This is a genomic window from Anaerobacillus alkalilacustris (genome assembly GCF_001866005.1).
Lineage (GTDB): Bacteria > Bacillota > Bacilli > Bacillales > Anaerobacillaceae > Anaerobacillus > Anaerobacillus alkalilacustris.
This window is the reverse complement of the sequence record NZ_MLQR01000031.1, coordinates 43,584-62,213: the sequence shown is the minus strand read 5'-3', so window position 1 is coordinate 62,213 and position 18,630 is coordinate 43,584. Positions and strand designations below refer to the sequence as shown.

The window sequence follows — 18,630 nt, the reverse complement described above, 5'->3', positions numbered from 1 at the left end:
GAAGAGGAGGAGCTTGATGACAAAGCATGAACAAATTTTGCAATACATCCAATCACTAGACATTGGTAGTAAAATATCTGTAAGACAAATTGCAAAAGCGTTGTCAGTAAGTGAAGGGACAGCTTATCGAGCAATTAAAGATGCTGAAAACCAAGGATTAGTAAGTACAATTGAACGTGTTGGTACAATCCGAATAGAAAAAAAACAAAAAGATAATTTTGAAAAACTAACCTTTGCTGAAGTTGTTAATATTGTTGATGGACAAGTACTAGGAGGAAGAGACGGTTTATATAAAACGTTAAGTAAGTTTGTTATTGGTGCTATGAAAGCGGAAGCAATGATGCGTTATGTAGAGGCAGGGAACTTGCTAATAGTAGGTAATAGAAATGAAGTACACAAACTTGCCCTTCAAGAAGGAGCTGCAGTACTTATTACGGGGGGCTTTGATACTTCTGATGAAGTAAAAAAGTTAGCTGACGAATTAGCATTACCAATCATTTCAACAACCTACGATACTTTTACAGTTGCAACAATGATTAATAGAGCAATATACGACCAATTAATAAAAAAAGAAATTATTTTAGTCGATGATATTTACATTAAATTAGAAGACACTTATTTCTTGAAGACAACAGACCGGGTTGAAAAATGGTTTGATTTAAATCATGAAACTAGTCATAGTCGTTATCCTGTTGTTGACGAAAACATGAGAATACAAGGCATGATTACTTCTAAGGATATCATGGGTGTAGATAAAACTTTAGAAATAGAAAAAGTCATGACGAAAAGTCCGATTTCTGTAATAGGGCAAACATCAGTGGCATCAGCGGCTCATCTCATGGTATGGGAAGGGATTGAACAACTTCCTGTTGTCGATAATTATAAAAAGTTAATTGGAGTTATCAGTAGACAGGATGTATTAAAGGCTCTACAAATGAATCAGCGACAACCTCATGTAGGTGAGACAATAGAGGATTTGGTTACAAGTGGTTTTCAAGATGCTTCAACTAATAATAAAATTTGTTATCGCTGTGAGGTAACGCCGCAGATGACGAATCAACTCGGGACAATTTCTTACGGGGTATTTACAACAATTGTAACAGAAGCAGGAAGTCGAGCATTACGTACTCAAAAAAAGGGCGATCTGGTAGTAGAAAATATAACTTTATATTTTATTAAGCCGGTTCAAATTGAAAGTATGATCGATATCGTTCCAAGAATATTAGAAATTGGCCGTAAGTTTGGGAAAGTTGATGTAGAAATTTTTCACGAGGGAACTATTGTAGGTAAAGCTTTACTTATGGCACAAATTATCGATCGATAAAGAGTATGTTGGTTTCGTTATGAGAGATCCTTAAAGATAGTAACACACAACCGTATGATTGATTTAAAAAGGAGAAGTTAAATGAAAGAAAGAATTATTGAAGCTGTTGAAAGTTATGACAAAATTATTTTACATCGTCACGTTCGTCCAGACCCGGATGCATTAGGATCACAAGCGGGTTTAGCTCTCATGTTAAAAAATCACTATCCCAAAAAACAAGTATATATGGTCGGTGAAGAAGAGGAATCACTTCGATTTATCTCTCAAATGGACGAGATTTCTGACGAAATATTTCAAGATGCGTTAATTATTATATGTGATACTGCTAATGTAGAACGAATTAGCGATGAAAGATATGCAAATGGTGATAAAATCATTAAAATTGACCATCATCCAAATGAAGACCCTTATGGTGATATCATTTGGGTAGACTCTAGAGCAAGTTCTGTTTGTGAAATGATTTATGAACTTTATGAAACTTGGAAAGATTTAAAAGGGATGCAATTGACAGATGAAGCTGCAAGGTGCTTATACGCTGGTATTGTTGGAGATACGGGACGATTTCGTTACCCAAATACAACAGAAAAGACTTTTCGCTACGTAAGTGAGCTAATTAAATTTCAGTTTTCACCGATTGAATTGTATGAAAAAATGGATGTGAAATACTTACAAGATGCTCGACTTGAAGGGTATATATTAACCAATTTTCAAATTTTAAAATATGGTGTAGGTGTCATTAATTTACCAAACAAATTACTCGAACAATATGGAGTAACCGCTAACGATGCTTCAAAGTTAGTTAATACGTTTGCAAATGTTGAAGGATTAAAGGCGTGGGTGTTTTTTGTTGAGGAGCCAGACAACTTAATTCGAGTTAGACTTCGTTCTAAAGGACCAATTATAAATAAAGTGGCCCAAATGTTTAATGGTGGTGGTCATCCTCTAGCTGCGGGTGCTTCAGTTGATAATTGGGAAGAAACGAAAGAGGTATTAGCTAAATTAATGGAAGTGTGTCGTTGTTATTAACAATATGATACAAGAAAAGCGCAAGCGCCTTGGTCACGAGCGAAAGGCACTGGAAGGCCTTTGACAGAAGCCGCTCTTTGGCTTCCGAAAAGGACTGAAGTGACCGAGCTCGTAGGCGCTGAAGCTAGACAGTTTCCAAGTTAGAAACTTATAAATTCTCATACTGCAAGAAATGCGCAAGCGCCTTGGTCACGAGCAGCTGCTCCTGTGCCACTCCGTTTGCTCAAGAGCAATTGTTTTCCGTGCGACAAGTAACCGCAGGAGCAAAGCCGCTTCGAAGTAATCCAAGTAGTAGCTTCACTGGGGCGGCCCTTGACAGAAGCCGCTCTTTGGCTTCCTACGTGCTTTTAGCGTCTTCTAGTATTGCTTCGTAGTAAGCTTCCTCGAGGCAAAGCTGCATGAAGAAGCTATTCAGAGACGATATTCATGTAGTTATTGAAGTCAGTAGCTTGACTGAAGTGACCGAGTTCGTAGGCTGCTTGCGCTAGACAGTTTTCAAGTTAGAAATTTATAAATTCTGATACTATAAAAAAAGAGTCATGCAGTCCTTCTTTTATTAAAGGACTACATGACTTCCTTTTGGGGTATAAACCAGAAACCTATGTTAGTAACGTCTTCAAAAACAGAAATACCTAATTTCTCAAGTTCCTTTTTTATATAGAAGGCAATCTCTTTTGATTCTGTATAAGCTGAGTATCCAGACTTTATCTGTTCTACTTTTAAACGTGCAAGCTTTCTTCTGCTAATAATCAAAGGAACCACTCCTTTTACATATTGTCCATTTCATAATTTTATATTTCACTATTTTCGGCACTCAGTTATTTTAAAATAAACTCCATTATATATTATAATTATTATGCAAAAATGCAGCTTGTCTATGTCTAATTAATATAGAAATCATAATTTGTACAAAAAACTTGTAGAAGTCTTAAACATTCTACAAGTTTTTATTCTGCTAAACGAATCTCTACAAATAATTCTAGCGTTGTATAAATAGACCATCCTTTTATTGTGACTCGGTATCTCTTTTCATTAATGATAAAATCCCGGTTTTCAATTGCTTGAATTAACAGTTCTTTAGTATTGGCAACTAATTCAATATTTTTGTTTTTTACTGCCTTTAATTCATTTTCAATTTGTAGACGAAATTCATGAACAGATAATTCACTTAGCTTTAAATCTTTATCATTTATAAAATATACCTTTACTTCTTGAATTGTAAGCTTTTTTAAATTTTCTTTATTTAGTTCATCTTGATCACTTCTTAAAATTTCAATCGTTTCTTTTTGTGCATTAATCGTTGATTCTTGTTTTTTTATTTCGGTTACAAGTTTCTCTTGAACAGCTCCGAATTCATAAATAAAAAAAAACCAACCTATCAAAATTCCGATAATTATACCGGAAAAAAAGCGTTGCCAACCTGTTTTCTTATAATAAGGTGGGATTCGCATCATAGGTAATTAAGCCTCCTGAGTGATCCACTGAATAATAACTCCACCCGAGTGTGCTCCAGATAGTGCACAAAAGATCATAAACAATGTTTTAGCAATATCAATATGGGAACCGTCATAGATGCCTCTTTCAATACTATAAATCGCGTCAAATGTTCCGCCAATTGCTGCAACTAGTGCCCAAATTTTTAGTCCCGCTGCTAAATCATTAATTGTGGATAAAGGGGGTTTACCAATAAGGAAGGCGCCGATTCCACCCACAATTGCACCACCTATCACAACTCCAAAGGCTACAAAAAAATTCATAACTAGTGTCGCAACAAATTCTTTGTCCATACGAAAGCCTCTCCCTTTTTATTCTGGATTTTAAAGGTTTTTTGATTACATATTTTAGTTGGTAGAAAATACTAATGTACACCAATGAATAATTCTTTTCTCTTTTATCTCATTTGGAGCTGGAAGTAGACGTAACATTTTAATTATGAGGAACGAAAAATAAAGCCGACAAATATAAAATAATCGTATTAATAAATATGGGACAAAGCTATTAATTATGCTAAGGATTTAAATTGTTTCTTATTTCATGTAAAATGTTAATAAGAAAATAAGGATCGTATGTTCTGTTACTGTTAGATAAAAAAAGTTATTTGTATAGTGAAGGTCATAATCACCAAAAACGAGCTGCATAAATATATCTCTAATTACAGAACAACGTGATTAGATGTAGTGTCCTAATCGTGTAAAACTGTATTTGAAAATCATTGCGGTAAATTATTAATATAAGGGGGGAAAGTTGTGGAGTTCGCTCATTTACATATAAATACTGAATATAGCCTTTTAAAATCTGCAGCAAAAATAAATACACTAGTAAAGAAGGCGGTAGAACTAGGTTTTTTATCATTAGCTATAACTGATCAAAATGTAATGTACGGAGTTGTTCCCTTTTATAAAGCTTGTAAAAAAGCCGGTCTAAAGCCAATTATTGGACTTGAATTAAGTGTTAAAGGAGAACAAACTGATGAGACTAGATTGTTACTTTTAGCCAAAACATTTACTGGTTACCAAAATTTAATAAAATTATCAAGTATTGTTCAAGTATTTTCAACGACCAATTTAAAGCAAATTGAAAAAAAACAACTATTTGCTTATTCCAAAGATTTAATCGCTATTAGTTCGGCTTATAAAGGGGAAATTCAACTGTCATTACAAGAATCTGAAGAAATGGCCTTAAAGAAAATAAAGGAATATAAGCATTATTTCGGTGAGGATTTTTATATAGGCATTCAAGACCATTTTTTAGCTATGGAAAAACAATTAAATTTACAGTTAGTAAATCTTTCAAAACGAGAAAAAATAAAATTTGTGGCTACTAATCAAGTTATGTATGTTAGTAAAGAGGATGCGCTCGCACATAAATGCTTATTAGCGATTGATCAGGGAACGACATTACACGAACTTCAAGGAGCTTTTCAAACAGAAGAATATTATTTAAAGCCAAAAGATGAAATGATTGAACTCTTTTCGTATATTCCAGATGCAATTATAAACTCTCAAAAAATAGCAGATAGTTGCAATGTAGAATTGGTATTAGGCGGACAAGCACTACCTAAATACCCACTTGAAGAAGGGAAGAATCCAAAAGATTACTTGCGTGAACTTTGTTTTCAAGGGTTACAAAAACGTTATACCGATATTACTAAAGATGTTGAAAGTCGACTACAATATGAACTAGAAATTATTGACCAGATGCAATTTAATGAATACTTTCTAATTGTTTGGGACTTTATGAAATTTGCTCAAGATCAAGGTATGATCACGGGACCAGGAAGAGGGTCAGCGGCTGGATCGTTAGTAGCGTATGTTCTTAATATTACAAATGTTGACCCCATTAAGTATGACCTTCTTTTCGAACGTTTCTTAAATCCTGAGCGGATTACAATGCCTGATATAGACATAGATTTTCCTGATACCCGAAGAGAGGAAGTTATTGATTACGTTTATCAAAAGTATGGGAAAAATCATGTGGCCCAAATTATTACATTTGGTACGCTAGCAGCAAAAGCTGCACTTAGAGATGTAGGAAAGGTGATAGGTTTACCATTAAAACAAATTGATAATATTGCCAAGCTTATTCCTTCTAGGCCGAATTTAACTATTGATGAAGCAGTAAAAGAAACTCCTGTCCTACAAAAGCAAATTCAACAAAATGAGGAAATTAGAGAATGGTTTCGTTTAGCTAGAAGAGTGGAAGGGTTGCCACGCCATGCTTCTACACATGCGGCCGGTATTATCATAAGTAAAGACCGATTAACTGACAAAGTACCCTTACAAAAAGGTCATTCAGACGTGCTACTGACGCAATATCCTATGACCATTTTAGAAGAAGTAGGACTTTTAAAAATGGATTTTTTAGGACTAAGGAATTTGTCATTTATTGAGGAGATAATAAACCATATAAATAAAATGGAAGATAAGAGGATTGATATCAACACGATCCCACTAAATGATAATAAGACATTTCAACTGTTAGGAAAAGGAGATACAACTGGAGTCTTTCAATTAGAATCACCAGGAATGAGACGAGTGTTGGCGAATTTAAAACCTACAGAATTTGAAGATATTGTTGCGGTAAATGCTCTGTATCGACCTGGCCCGATGGAAAACATTCCACTCTATATAGAGGGTAAGCATAAAAAAAGACAAGTTACATATTTACACAAAGACTTAAAGCCTATTTTAGAAAAAACGTATGGAGTTATTATTTACCAGGAGCAAATTATGCAAATTGCTTCAAAAATGGCAGGGTTTTCCCTTGGAGAAGCTGATATTTTAAGGCGTGCCGTAAGTAAAAAAAACCTTGAAACATTAGAAGAGCAGCGAGGGCAGTTTGTTCGTGGTTGCTTAGCAAATGGCTATAATGAAAAGATTGCAACTGATGTTTACAATTTAATTGTCCGTTTTGCTAATTACGGTTTCAATCGAAGTCACTCTGTAGCCTATAGTGTTATTTCATACTATTTAGCTTATTTAAAAGCAAATTACCCAACAGCTTTTTTTGCAGCACTTTTAACAAATGCTATTGGACAGCAAACAAAAATGAGCCAATATATCCTTGATGCCAAAAACAAAGGAATTAAAGTAGAGAGACCATCGATTAATAAGAGTAATGTAGGTTTTACGATAAGTAAAAATAATAGTGTTCAGTTTGGACTTGCAGCAATAAAAAATGTTGGAGTTAGGGCTATTGAAGATATCGTATTTGAAAGAAGTAAAGGTGGGGAGTATAAAGATATATTTGATTTTTGTGCTCGTAATAATTCTAAGAATATAAATAGAAGAACACTAGAAGCATTGATCGCTGCAGGCTGTTTTGATGAGTTTGGGCACCATCGGGCTGGTTTATTAGCAACATTAGATTATGCACTAGAGTTTGGTGAGCAAATCCGACAACAAAATACTGATAATCAAACTGCTCTTTTTGTTGATGAACTAAAAAAACCTGAACTAGTTCAGGTGCCACCATTTAAAGAAACGGAAAAGTTATATTTTGAAAAAGAAGTTTTAGGGTTTTATCTATCAAGTCATCCGATTGAACAATATCATGATGTACTTATCTCACATGATAGAAATTTAATTATGGAAGCAGTGAAAAAAGGTGGAAGTCACTCGCGCCTTGCTGGACTCCTTGAAAGTGTGAGGTTGATAAAAACAAAAAAAGGTGAACAAATGGCTTTTCTAAAGCTAAGTGATGAAAGTGGAGAGATTGAGGTAACTGTTTTTCCGAAAACCTATCGAGAGTTCTATTCTGATCTTAAGATGGGACAGCTTGTTTTTCTAGAAGGGAATTTAGAAATAACAAAAGAGAGGGCACAGTTAATTCTAAAAAAAGTAGTAGATGTTACAACTCTACAAAAGAAGCAGAAGTTAGAGAGTGTATTATATATAAAAATTAGTAATGAATATGCAAGCCAAAAGAAATTAATACAATTAAAACAAGTTATAAAAAGGTACCAAGGTAACGTGAAAGTTATACTATATTATGAAGAAAAAAAACAATCAGTTCAATTGTCCGATGAATATAAGATATCAGCAACAAAACTATGCTTAGAAGAATTGTATACAATTTTAGGAAGGGAAAATGTGGTTGTTAAATGATAAAGGGTAGACAGAAGAAATTGATCTGTTATAATATGGTGGGACGTGGTCAGACCACTTTTTTCGTATTCTTTTAACTTTTATACTTTAATGAATTTCATAATTGTTTATTTTAGCTACTCTGATACTAAATGTTGTTGGATGAAGACCGTTCCCAACAACATTTAGACTTATGTAGCTCCATTTATGTAATTATGAAATTCACACACTTGTGTTAATAAGGAAAAAAAGTTTGTCGAGACATAATAACGTATTCGTTGCTAATTATTTAATTAGGTTTCAAATTACGATTATGGAGAGTGGAAGTTCATGGCAACATTAAGAGAAGAAGCACTTCATATGCATCGAATTAATAAAGGGAAGTTAGAGTCAAAATCTAAAATACCTGTAAGAAATGCCAAAGACTTAAGTTTGGCATACTCACCTGGAGTAGCAGAGCCTTGTAAAGAAATATTTGATGATGTAAGTAATGTGTATGAGTACACAATGAAAGGAAACATGGTTGCTGTAGTTTCCGATGGCACTGCTGTATTAGGTCTAGGTAATATTGGTCCTGAAGCGGCTTTACCAGTTATGGAAGGTAAAGCTGTATTATTTAAATCATTTGCAGGTGTTGATGCATTTCCTATTTGTTTAGCCACTAATGATGTTGAAAAAATTATAGAAACTGTTAAACTTCTTGAACCTACATTTGGCGGCGTAAACCTTGAAGACATTGCGGCACCAAATTGTTTTGTAATAGAAGAACGTCTAAAGAAAGAGTGTAATATTCCTATCTTTCATGACGACCAACATGGTACAGCAATTGTAACTGCGGCAGGCTTATTAAATGCCTTAAAATTAACCGGAAAATCAATTTCAGAAGTGAAAGTTGTTGCCAATGGTGCAGGCGCTGCAGGGATCGCTTGTGTTAAACTTATGCAACGCATGGGGGTTAAGGATGTTATACTTTGCGATACCAAAGGTGCTATTTATGAGGGTCGTCCAGTTGGTATGAATCCAGTAAAAGATCAAATAGCTAAAGTAACCAACCGAGATAAGGTTCAAGGTAAATTGGAAGATGTTATTAAAGGTACAGATGTATTTATAGGGGTTTCTGTAGAAGGGGCTGTAACGAAAGAGATGCTTTTGAGTATGAATGTAGATCCGGTTATTTTTGCAATGGCTAATCCTGTACCTGAAATAATGCCGGAAGATGCAAAAGCGGCAGGCGCTAGCGTGATTGGTACTGGCCGTTCTGATTTCCCGAATCAAATTAACAACGTTTTAGCCTTTCCAGGTATTTTTCGTGGTGCTTTAGATGTCCATGCGACAAATATTAATGAAGAAATGAAAATCGCAGCAGTAGAAGCAATCGCTAGTCTTGTTTCAGAAGAAGAGCTTAATGCTGACTATGTAATCCCAGCCCCATTTGATCCACGAGTCGCTCCAGCTGTTGCTAAGGCAGTAGCGAAAGCAGCAATGGAAACAGGTGTAGCAAGAAGAAAAGTTAATCCTGATGATGTTGAAGCAAAAACAAAGAAACTTGCAATTATAGACTAATTACGTTCAAAAATATTTTTATTAGTTTTCCTTTGTGATAAGAGTTCAGAGTTTGATTTCTTCCTCTAAAGGTTTGGTGGATTTTTTCAAGCTCTAAACTCAATCTAATTATATGAAAATTAAGTTTAATAATTATAGAAACTATCTAGTTATAGAGCTTATATGCTCAGGGGCACTTGCCTCATTATAGTGAAATCTTCAAGGAGTCGGTCATTGGTGCTTGTTGCGGTAATTAAGGGAGCTTGCGCTTTTCTTACAGTATCAGAATTTAAAACTTCTAACTTGAAAACTGTCTAGCTCCAGGCACCATCGGCTCGATCACTTCAGTTCGTCAATAGCGGTCAAAGAGCAGACCGCTACTTGCCGACCTTCCGGTGTTTGTCGCCGATAGGCGGGCGCCTTGCGCTTTTCTTATTACAATATAGAATAAAGGTGGTGATAGTATGTCATCACACCAAGACAAGGTTTATATCGAGATTATACGTGAAATTAACCGAATTATACAAGAAGATGACTTGAAGGCTGGGGATAAACTACCATCGGAAAGAGAACTTTCAGATCGATTACAAGTGGGTCGTTCTTCTGTACGAGAAGCCCTTAGATCACTTGAATTATTGGACCTAATTGAAACGAGACGAGGGGAAGGAACGTTTATAAAAACGATTGGTGGGCATCGCTTGGTAGAGGTGCTAGCAAGTTTCTTTTTAAGGGAGAAAAAAGCTAGAAGTGACCTAGCAGAGACGAGGAAAATCGTTGAAGTTGAGGCTCTTCGTTTAGCTTGTGAGAGAATTAATGAAGAGCAAATATCAAATCTGGGAAGATTGGTTGAACAGTCAAAAAGTTGTTTAGGGAAAGGCGATTTACCTGTTGAAGAAGATTATTTATTTCATAAAACCATTGTAGAAGCTTGTCAAAATCGTTTAATGCTTAATATATGGATTTCACTTGTAGAGTATAGCAAAGTAACTATACGGGAATCCTTGTCTAGAAAAGGGAGAGCTGAAATCTCAGTAAACGAACATGAACAGATTTTAGATGGACTAAAAAATAGAAATGAAAAAAAAGCGATTTCTGCAATGAAAAACCATCTCGAAAAAAGTCGTTTTTAATAAAAAAATGTATAAAAAGCGGTAATTGTTTACCTTGAAACTATTGAATTTATTATGGTATGATTTATGAAAATTTTGATTGAATGTGATCTTGTCCAGTAGAGAGGTGTAACTGTGTTAAGAGATTTATTTTCTAAGAAAAAAAAATATGCGACGATTCCGTCTGAACAGGCAAAAATGGATATTCCAGAAGGACTTATGACAAAATGTCCAAAGTGTAAAACGATTATGTATACGAAAGAATTGAAGAAAAATTTATATGTTTGTGATTCCTGTGGGTTTCACCATCGCATCACAGCTTATGATAGAATTAATAGCTTAGTTGAAGAAGGTACATTTATTGAATATGATAGTGACATGGTTTCCAAAGATCCGTTATCATTTCCGTCTTATCTAGAGAAAACGAAGGCTGATCGTGAAAAAACGGGGCTAAATGAAGCTGTTGTTACTGGACAAGGTCAAATGGCAAATATGACAATTGTTATTGCTGTTATGGATTCTCGCTTTAGAATGGGGAGTATGGGATCTGTTGTTGGAGAAAAAATTACAAGAGCTATTGAAAAAGCCATTGAGATACATGCGCCATTTATCCTTTTTTCTGCTTCAGGCGGAGCTAGAATGCAGGAGGGTGTATTAAGCCTAATGCAAATGGCAAAGACGAGTGCCGCCCTAAAGAAACTAAGTAATGAAGGTGGATTATATATTTCTGTTATGACACACCCGACAACTGGTGGTGTATCAGCGAGTTTTGCATCGCTTGGGGATTATAACTTTGCTGAGCCAGGTGCTCTAATTGGTTTTGCTGGGAGAAGAATAATTGAACAAACGATACGTCAAGAACTCCCAGAAGATTTTCAAACCGCTGAGTTTTTGTTAAAACATGGGCAATTAGATAAAGTAATTTCACGTTTGGAAATGAAACAAACATTAACATCTGTTTTAGATATACATCGCGATATTTACTCGTAAAGGGAGGTGTAGATAATATGGCCAATGAACTACATTTTGAAAAACCGATTATTGAATTAAAAACAAAAATCGAAGAGTTAAAAAAATTTACTGAAGATAAAGGTATAGATTTAACAGGAGAAATTGTTAAATTAGAAGAAAGACTACTTCAGCTTGAAAATGAAATATATGGCAACATGAAACCATGGGATCGTGTTCAAATTGCTCGTCACAGTGATCGCCCAACCACAATGGACTATATATCTTATATGTTTACAGATTTTATTGAATTGCATGGTGATCGTTTGTATGGTGATGATGAGGCTATTGTTGCTGGAATCGCTAAATTTAACGGAATTCCGATAACGGTCATCGGTCATCAGCGCGGGAAAGATACAAAAGAAAATCTACGCCGTAATTTTGGGATGCCGCACCCTGAAGGCTATCGAAAAGCCTTAAGACTTATGAAACAAGCAGAGAAGTTTAAAAGACCAATTATTTGTTTTATTGATACAAAGGGAGCCTATCCAGGTAAAGCTGCAGAAGAAAGAGGGCAAAGTGAAGCCATCGCTAGAAACCTTCTTGAAATGGCGGGTATAACTGTTCCGATTATTTGTATTGTTATTGGAGAAGGTGGAAGTGGAGGGGCGTTAGCCTTAGGTGTAGGTAACCATCTTCATATGCTAGAAAATTCGACATATTCTGTTATTTCACCAGAGGGAGCTGCTGCACTTTTATGGAAAGATGCATCTCTTGCTCAAAGAGCTGCTGAAACAATGCGAATTACAGCACCTGATTTAAAGGAATTGAACATAATTGATGAAATCATTCCTGAAGTTAGAGGGGGAGCTCATAGGGACGTGAAAGAACAGGCGAGTAAAATTGAAGAAGTAATCAAAAAATCCCTCTCTGAATTGGTAAAATATTCCGAGGTAGATCTCGTTGAACAACGTTACGAAAAATTTAATAAAATCGGTGAGATTGACGTTGTAAACGATGCCATTGCGATTAAATAAGGAATTTGCTTTCTCTTTTTAGAGAAGGCATTTTTATTTGTCGATGGATGTCTATTGTCATTATGAAAAAGAAGTGTTATTTTAGACACGTAATGAAAATACTAGTATTAAAGTTGTTTGAATCAAATCAACATTTTAATACATTTAGTATATTAACTAAATTTAAAACTACTTATTATTTAATTATGAGGTGAATTGGAATGAAACGTATAGGAGTTTTAACAAGTGGTGGGGATTCCCCAGGAATGAATGCTGCGATTAGAGCAGTTGTTCGAAAGGCTATTTACCAAAATTTAGAGGTTTATGGTGTTTATAATGGGTATGCAGGTCTTATTTCAGGAAATATTGAGAAACTTGAAATTGGCTCTGTAGGTGATATTATCCATCGTGGTGGAACAATGCTTTACACTGCACGTTGTGAAGAATTTAAAACCTTAGAAGGGCAGAAAAAGGGTATTGAGCAATTAAATAAGTTTGGTATTGAAGCTTTAGTTGTTATTGGAGGAGATGGTTCTTTCCAAGGTGCAAAAAAACTTACTGAACATGGCTTCCCTTGTATTGGAGTTCCTGGTACAATTGATAACGATATACCTGGTACAGATTTTACGATTGGTTTCGACACAGCTCTAAATACGATTATCGAGGCAATTGATAAAATTCGTGATACTGCAACTTCTCACGAGCGTACATACGTAATTGAAGTAATGGGTCGTGATGCAGGAGATCTTGCTTTATGGTCAGGTCTTGCTGATGGCGCAGAAACAATTTTAATTCCTGAAGAAAATTATGACATGAAGGATATCGTTGCACGCTTAGAAAGAGGACATGCTCGTGGTAAAAAGCATAGCATTATTGTTGTGGCTGAAGGTGTAGGAAGTGGTATCGATATTGGACGAGTTATCCAAGAAGAAACAAGCTTAGAAACAAGGGTAACTGTTTTAGGTCATATCCAACGTGGTGGTACTCCTACTGCTTTTGACAGAGTATTGGCTAGCCGTCTCGGTGCAAAAGCTGTTGAATTATTACTAGAAGGTTATGCGGGTAAAATGGTTGGTATCGAAAAAAATGAACTTGTTTTCCATGACATTGATGAGGCACTAGCTAAGAAACATACTCTTGATCAAGATCTATACCAATTATCAAAGGAATTATCCATTTAATTTGTAACATGCAGTAATTATGCCATACTTTATCCCTCTAATCAATAGGAATAGTATGGCAAAATAGAAAAAAAGAGACATAATTAATTGACATTTATTATTAGGAGGAGTATTAATCATGAGAAAAACGAAAATAGTATGTACTATTGGTCCGGCAAGTGAAAGTTTAGAGAAATTAACTCAATTAATTGAAGCAGGTATGAACGTTGCAAGGTTAAATTTCTCACATGGTGATTTTGAAGAGCACGGGCAAAGAATTAAAAACATTAGGGAAGCAGCTGCTAAAGCTGGGAAATATGTTGCTATCTTATTAGATACAAAAGGTCCTGAAATTCGTACAAATAACTTCGAAAATGGAGTGGCAGAATTAAAAGTCGGTGAAGAAGTAATTGTATCAATGGAAGAAGTAATGGGTACTGCTGAGAAGTTTTCCATTACATACCCAGGTCTAGTTGATGATGTTCAAATAGGATCTAAAATTTTATTGGATGATGGTCTAATTGAATTAGAAGTTATCGAAATTGGGAAGAAAGAGCTTAAAACGAAAATTCTAAATAGTGGAGTTATTAAAAATAAAAAGGGTGTTAACGTACCGAATGTAAGCGTGAAACTTCCAGGGATTACTGATAAAGATGCTAATGACATTATTTTTGGTATTGAACAAGGTGTAGATTTCATTGCAGCATCATTTGTACGTCGTGCTTCAGATGTGTTAGAAATTCGTGAATTACTTGAAAAACATGACGCAGGACACATTCATATCATTCCAAAAATCGAGAATCAAGAAGGTGTGGATAACATTGATGAAATTCTTGAAATTTCGGATGGATTGATGGTTGCACGTGGAGATTTAGGTGTAGAAATTCCAGCGGAAGAAGTACCTCTTGTACAAAAGGAATTAATTAAAAAGTGTAACTTCTTAGGTAAACCTGTTATAACAGCTACACAAATGCTTGACTCTATGCAACGTAATCCTCGTCCGACACGCGCAGAAGCTAGTGACGTTGCGAACGCAATCTTTGACGGAACAGATGCTATCATGCTTTCTGGTGAGACTGCAGCTGGTGATTATCCTGTAGAGTCTGTACAAACAATGAATAATATTGCTTTACGTACTGAATCAGCATTGAATTATGAAGAATTATTAAAGTCCAAAGGTAAAGAAAGTCAAAGAACTGTTACTGATGCAATTAGTCAATCTGTTGCACATACAGCTTTAAACTTAGAAGCTGCTGCAGTTGTAACAGCTACTGAAAGTGGACATACAGCAAGAATGATTTCTAGATACCGTCCTAAATCACCGCTTCTTGCAGTAACCCATTCAGAAGATGTGTGTCGTAAATTAGCGCTTGTTTGGGGAGTTCTTCCTCAACTTGGAACAAAAGCTAGTACTACAGATGAAATGCTAGAAATAGCTGTTTCAGAAGCGGTAAAAACAGAGTTTATTGACCATGGTGACTTAATTGTAATTACTGCAGGCGTTCCTGTTGGTGAAGCTGGAACTACAAATTTAATGAAAGTTCATGTTATAGGTGAAGTAGTAGCTAAAGGACAAGGGATTGGACGTAAAACAGCAACGGGGAAAGTAGTAGTGGCAAAAACAGCTGCAGATGCTAATGCTAAGATGCAAGAGGGAGCTATCCTTGTAACTGTAGGTACAGATAAAGATTTAATGGAAGCATTTGAAAAGGCAGCTGCTGTAATTACTGAAGAAGGTGGCTTAACAAGTCATGCTGCAGTAGTTGGATTAAATCTTGGAATCCCAGTTATTGTTGGAGTACCTCAAGCTACGGATCAATTTGAAGATGGTGATGAAATTACTGTAGATGCAACTCGTGGCCATATTTATAAAGGTCATACAAGTATTTTATAATTAAGATGAAATAAAAGAGGGTATCCCGATAGTTTAACTCTTGGGGTGCCTTTTTTATTTAATTTAAAGAAGCTCTTAAGGTGAACAACTTAATTCGAGTTAACTTTGTTCAATACTTCACTCGCGTAGTAATATAGAATATAATAGGGGAACATAGTTAACTCAATATTATTGTTAATAAAGGAGTACTTAAGAAATGTTGAAAATCCTTATCTTACTTTTAATTATTATTCCAACATTGGAAATTGCCGTACTTGTTCTTTCGGGTAATACAATTGGCATTCCTTGGACACTATTACTAGTTATATTTACAGGAGTATTAGGTGCGTGGTTAGCAAAAAAAGAAGGGCTACAAACCATTCGCTTAGCCCAACTTCAATTACAACAAGGGCAAATACCTAGTGGCGTTTTATTAGATGGATTATGCATTTTAGTTGGAGGTGTAGTTTTATTAACACCTGGTTTCATAACGGATGCTTTAGGTTTTTTTCTATTAATACCCCAAACTAGAGCAATAGCTAGAGCGTTTTTTCAGAAAATATTCAATAGCATGATTAAAAATGGCTCAATTGTTTTTATTAATAGGCGATAAGAATGATAGGTTTTAAATCTTTTTAAGCCAAAAAGGTTGTTTATAAAAGTTTCAACTCATTTACCATGTAGAAAGTGTACCTATGCAATTTCTTACGTAGTTATTGTGAAGAGACCTATTAGAACAGCCTCTTTTAAACTAAACTTTAAATATATACCGCTTTAAATCTCGAAAAACATTAGCTTTTTGTAATGCTTGAATAAAGACTAAGAGGACAGGACCAATAATTAATCCTAAAAAACCAAACAGTTTATAACCAACAAACAAAGACAGTAACGTTGCTAATGGATCAACACCAATATTCGAAGACAAAACTTTAGGCTCCGTTAATTGTCTTTGAATTACAACGATACTATATAAAATGGAAAGCCCAATTGTAAGAGAAAGTTGATCAGAAAAGAGCGTATAGAATATCCATGGTATAAATATTAAACCGGTACCTATATAGGGCAGTAAATCTATAATAGCAATGATAAATGCAATGGTAATGGGGTAGTCTACTTTTAGAAGTATTAGGCCAACTAAAACAATAAAACAAGTAATAGAAATGAGTGTTAGCTGAGCAAAAAGGTATCCAATAAATGCCTTTTTAAGGCTATTCATAACATCTTTAGTTCTAGATACAATGATGTTAGGTGTCCACTTCCGATAGAGAAAAACCAATCTATACCAGTCTTTGCTAATGAAGAATGTTGCTAATAAAGAAAAAATAATAACAGTAGCTAAATTAGGTAAACCTAGTAAAAATTCAGAAATACCACTTAAAATTGAGTGAATAGATGTTGAAGTTGCATTGGTAATTTGAGTTGCTACTGTTTCAATATATGTTAAGACTGTTGCTTGATTTTCATGATCTAAAGAATAAAATATTGTTGTTACCTGGTCGTAGATCGGGATTACTTTTTCTGTGAACAGCTCTTTTAATTCAAAAATTAATTTTTGAAAATGGAAAGGAACTGATTGTGATAAATAATTAGTCCCCATGATAATTTCGGAAATTAATATCGTTATGGCACCAATAAAGATACCAATAATGATAAATAATACAAGAGAAACCGATAGCCATCTAGCAACTCTAAACTTTTCTTGGAAAAAGTTTACAAAAGGATTTATCAAAAAAGCAATGGTGAGTCCTATAATGAAAGGATAGGCGGTTCTAAAAGCAAAATAGCTTGATAGTACTCCGATAATTATAACGGAAATAACTACAAGAAACCTTAATAGGATTTGAATATAGTTGGAGTTCATCTATCCTCTTCCTTTCTGACGGACTTCATATTACTAACATACATATGGCTTGCTTCATTTTTTAGAAGTAAATGGACAATGTTTTATGAGACTAATTAATATTAAAATCTTGAGAGTTGGCTCAAATTTATTTTGTATGATAAGATTATCTATGGATATGCTCACCAAGGAAGGATGCAACGTTATTGATATCACAGGCAACTGTTTTTATGTTTATTTTGCTTTTCGTAGGACTAATTGCTAAAAATCAGTCATTAATAATTGCAGTAATAGCTTTATTAGCTATCAAGTGGATAGGATTAGGTGAAAAAGCCTTTCCAATATTACAGGAAAAAGGAATACATATAGGCGTTACGATAATAACAATAGCTGTACTTGTTCCTATTGTCACCGGACAAATAGGATTTAAGGAATTGAATGAAGCAATGAAATCAACTTATGCTTGGATAGCACTTGGTGCTGGGATTTTTGTTGCTGTGATTGCAGCTAATGGTGTAGAGTTATTAAAAACTGATCCCCATATAACTGCAGCACTTGTATTTGGAACAATACTAGCAGTCGCACTTTTTAATGGTGTAGCTGTAGGTCCATTGATTGGAGCTGGAATTGCTTATATGGCGATGAAAATTGTTGAATTAATTAGTAGATTAGGGTCATAAAATAACTTTTGATAAAATATAAACGTATAGACTTCTGAGGTTGGAAAATTTTCTAACTCTAGCGTCTCATCGACTAAAAAGCTTTTCACCCCTCGTAGGCGCTGAAGCTAGACAGTTTCCAAGTTATAAATTTATAAATTCTGATTATATAAGAAAAGTTGAGACCAAAAGCTGATCTCGACCATTTCATTAGACTTCATTACAAGCTTTTTATGGTCGGTGAACAAGGTCCTTGTGCGTTTCTAATTTTTGTAACAATTTAAATAGTCGGAATTTATTTTTAAATAAACGTTCACAAATCTGTGGAAAATGTTTATAATTAAATTTGGTTGGGATTTTTTTTAAAAACATTTTTCTTCTAGAAACAGGGCTTCTGGGCAAGTTCACAAGTATATGCCTTAGTTTTTCTTATACTTTAATCTTTGTAGTAGCAAGATAATCCTTCCTTAAAGTATAAAAAAGACTAATTTCAAAAAGTCAACAGGAATCGTCTTAATTTTCTGACGTTTTTATTAACAATGTCATTT

15 protein-coding genes are annotated in these 18,630 nt (G+C 34.7%); 11 read left to right on the top strand and 4 right to left on the bottom strand.

Translation table 11 applies throughout. From position 1 onward, the window contains the following. The first annotated feature begins 16 nt into the window (after positions 1 to 16). Together BKP37_RS13245 and BKP37_RS13240 are read left to right on the top strand one after the other, a co-directional pair. Positions 17 to 1,324 (top strand): CBS domain-containing protein, encoded by a 1,308-nt coding sequence (locus BKP37_RS13245; protein WP_071310087.1) that lies wholly within the window; start codon positions 17 to 19, stop codon positions 1,322 to 1,324. 81 nt (positions 1,325 to 1,405) lie between these two features. Beyond that, positions 1,406 to 2,350 (top strand): DHH family phosphoesterase, encoded by a 945-nt coding sequence (locus BKP37_RS13240; protein WP_071310086.1) that lies wholly within the window; start codon positions 1,406 to 1,408, stop codon positions 2,348 to 2,350. A 564-nt stretch (positions 2,351 to 2,914) separates the two neighbouring features. Here BKP37_RS13240 and BKP37_RS13235 read toward each other — a convergent pair. The 3 genes from BKP37_RS13235 to ytrH form a co-directional block, all read right to left on the bottom strand. After that, a complete protein-coding gene (locus BKP37_RS13235; protein ID WP_071310085.1) occupies positions 2,915 to 3,103 on the bottom strand; it encodes a YtzJ family protein in 189 nt (62 codons plus the stop codon). Between the two features lie 194 nt (positions 3,104 to 3,297). Next, entirely contained in the window at positions 3,298 to 3,804 is a 507-nt protein-coding gene (ytrI, locus tag BKP37_RS13230) for a sporulation membrane protein YtrI (protein ID WP_084034701.1), read from the bottom strand. 6 nt (positions 3,805 to 3,810) lie between these two features. Continuing rightward, entirely contained in the window at positions 3,811 to 4,137 is a 327-nt protein-coding gene (gene ytrH, locus BKP37_RS13225; RefSeq protein ID WP_071310084.1) for a sporulation membrane protein YtrH, read from the bottom strand. Positions 4,138 to 4,596: 459 nt separating this feature from the next. Between ytrH and dnaE the strand changes: the two genes are divergently transcribed. The 8 genes from dnaE to BKP37_RS13185 all read left to right on the top strand — a co-directional run bounded on the left by dnaE (position 4,597) and on the right by BKP37_RS13185 (position 16,196). Continuing rightward, positions 4,597 to 7,956, top strand: coding sequence for a DNA polymerase III subunit alpha (gene dnaE / locus BKP37_RS13220; protein ID WP_071310083.1), 3,360 nt, complete (start codon positions 4,597 to 4,599; stop codon positions 7,954 to 7,956). 309 nt (positions 7,957 to 8,265) lie between these two features. Then, a complete protein-coding gene (gene ystJ / locus BKP37_RS13215) occupies positions 8,266 to 9,498 on the top strand; it encodes an NADP-dependent malic enzyme (protein ID WP_071310082.1) in 1,233 nt (410 codons plus the stop codon). Between the two features lie 443 nt (positions 9,499 to 9,941). Next, on the top strand, positions 9,942 to 10,607 hold the full coding sequence (locus tag BKP37_RS13210; RefSeq protein ID WP_071310081.1) for a FadR/GntR family transcriptional regulator: 666 nt from the start codon (positions 9,942 to 9,944) through the stop codon (positions 10,605 to 10,607). Between the two features lie 114 nt (positions 10,608 to 10,721). Then, positions 10,722 to 11,576, top strand: coding sequence for an acetyl-CoA carboxylase, carboxyltransferase subunit beta (gene accD, locus BKP37_RS13205; protein WP_071310080.1), 855 nt, complete (start codon positions 10,722 to 10,724; stop codon positions 11,574 to 11,576). A 17-nt stretch (positions 11,577 to 11,593) separates the two neighbouring features. Next, positions 11,594 to 12,571: an acetyl-CoA carboxylase carboxyl transferase subunit alpha gene (gene accA / locus BKP37_RS13200; protein ID WP_071310079.1), complete on the top strand. Its 978-nt coding sequence runs from the start codon at positions 11,594 to 11,596 to the stop codon at positions 12,569 to 12,571. A 200-nt stretch (positions 12,572 to 12,771) separates the two neighbouring features. Then, complete coding sequence (gene pfkA / locus BKP37_RS13195) at positions 12,772 to 13,731, top strand: 6-phosphofructokinase (protein ID WP_071310078.1); 960 nt, start codon at positions 12,772 to 12,774, stop codon at positions 13,729 to 13,731. 118 nt (positions 13,732 to 13,849) lie between these two features. Further along, a complete protein-coding gene (pyk, locus tag BKP37_RS13190; RefSeq protein ID WP_071310077.1) occupies positions 13,850 to 15,604 on the top strand; it encodes a pyruvate kinase in 1,755 nt (584 codons plus the stop codon). 196 nt (positions 15,605 to 15,800) lie between these two features. Then, a complete protein-coding gene (locus tag BKP37_RS13185; RefSeq protein ID WP_071310076.1) occupies positions 15,801 to 16,196 on the top strand; it encodes an FxsA family protein in 396 nt (131 codons plus the stop codon). Positions 16,197 to 16,334: 138 nt separating this feature from the next. Here the strand turns inward: BKP37_RS13185 and ytvI are convergent, their stop codons facing one another. Then, positions 16,335 to 17,444: a sporulation integral membrane protein YtvI gene (ytvI, locus tag BKP37_RS13180; protein ID WP_071310075.1), complete on the bottom strand. Its 1,110-nt coding sequence runs from the start codon at positions 17,442 to 17,444 to the stop codon at positions 16,335 to 16,337. Between the two features lie 185 nt (positions 17,445 to 17,629). Between ytvI and BKP37_RS13175 the strand changes: the two genes are divergently transcribed. Next, positions 17,630 to 18,103, top strand: a complete 474-nt coding sequence (locus BKP37_RS13175) for a DUF441 domain-containing protein (RefSeq protein WP_071310074.1) — start codon at positions 17,630 to 17,632, stop codon at positions 18,101 to 18,103. The last annotated feature ends 527 nt before the right edge of the window (positions 18,104 to 18,630 follow it).

Coding starts and splice junctions, on each gene's coding strand:
- BKP37_RS13245 (WP_071310087.1), top strand. CDS start 17: ATGACAAAGCATGAACAAATTTTGCAATACATCCAATCACTAGACATT.
- BKP37_RS13240 (WP_071310086.1), top strand. CDS start 1,406: ATGAAAGAAAGAATTATTGAAGCTGTTGAAAGTTATGACAAAATTATT.
- ytrI (WP_084034701.1), bottom strand. CDS start 3,804: ATGATGCGAATCCCACCTTATTATAAGAAAACAGGTTGGCAACGCTTT.
- ytrH (WP_071310084.1), bottom strand. CDS start 4,137: ATGGACAAAGAATTTGTTGCGACACTAGTTATGAATTTTTTTGTAGCC.
- ystJ (WP_071310082.1), top strand. CDS start 8,266: ATGGCAACATTAAGAGAAGAAGCACTTCATATGCATCGAATTAATAAA.
- BKP37_RS13210 (WP_071310081.1), top strand. CDS start 9,942: ATGTCATCACACCAAGACAAGGTTTATATCGAGATTATACGTGAAATT.
- accA (WP_071310079.1), top strand. CDS start 11,594: ATGGCCAATGAACTACATTTTGAAAAACCGATTATTGAATTAAAAACA.
- pfkA (WP_071310078.1), top strand. CDS start 12,772: ATGAAACGTATAGGAGTTTTAACAAGTGGTGGGGATTCCCCAGGAATG.
- pyk (WP_071310077.1), top strand. CDS start 13,850: ATGAGAAAAACGAAAATAGTATGTACTATTGGTCCGGCAAGTGAAAGT.
- BKP37_RS13185 (WP_071310076.1), top strand. CDS start 15,801: ATGTTGAAAATCCTTATCTTACTTTTAATTATTATTCCAACATTGGAA.
- ytvI (WP_071310075.1), bottom strand. CDS start 17,444: ATGAACTCCAACTATATTCAAATCCTATTAAGGTTTCTTGTAGTTATT.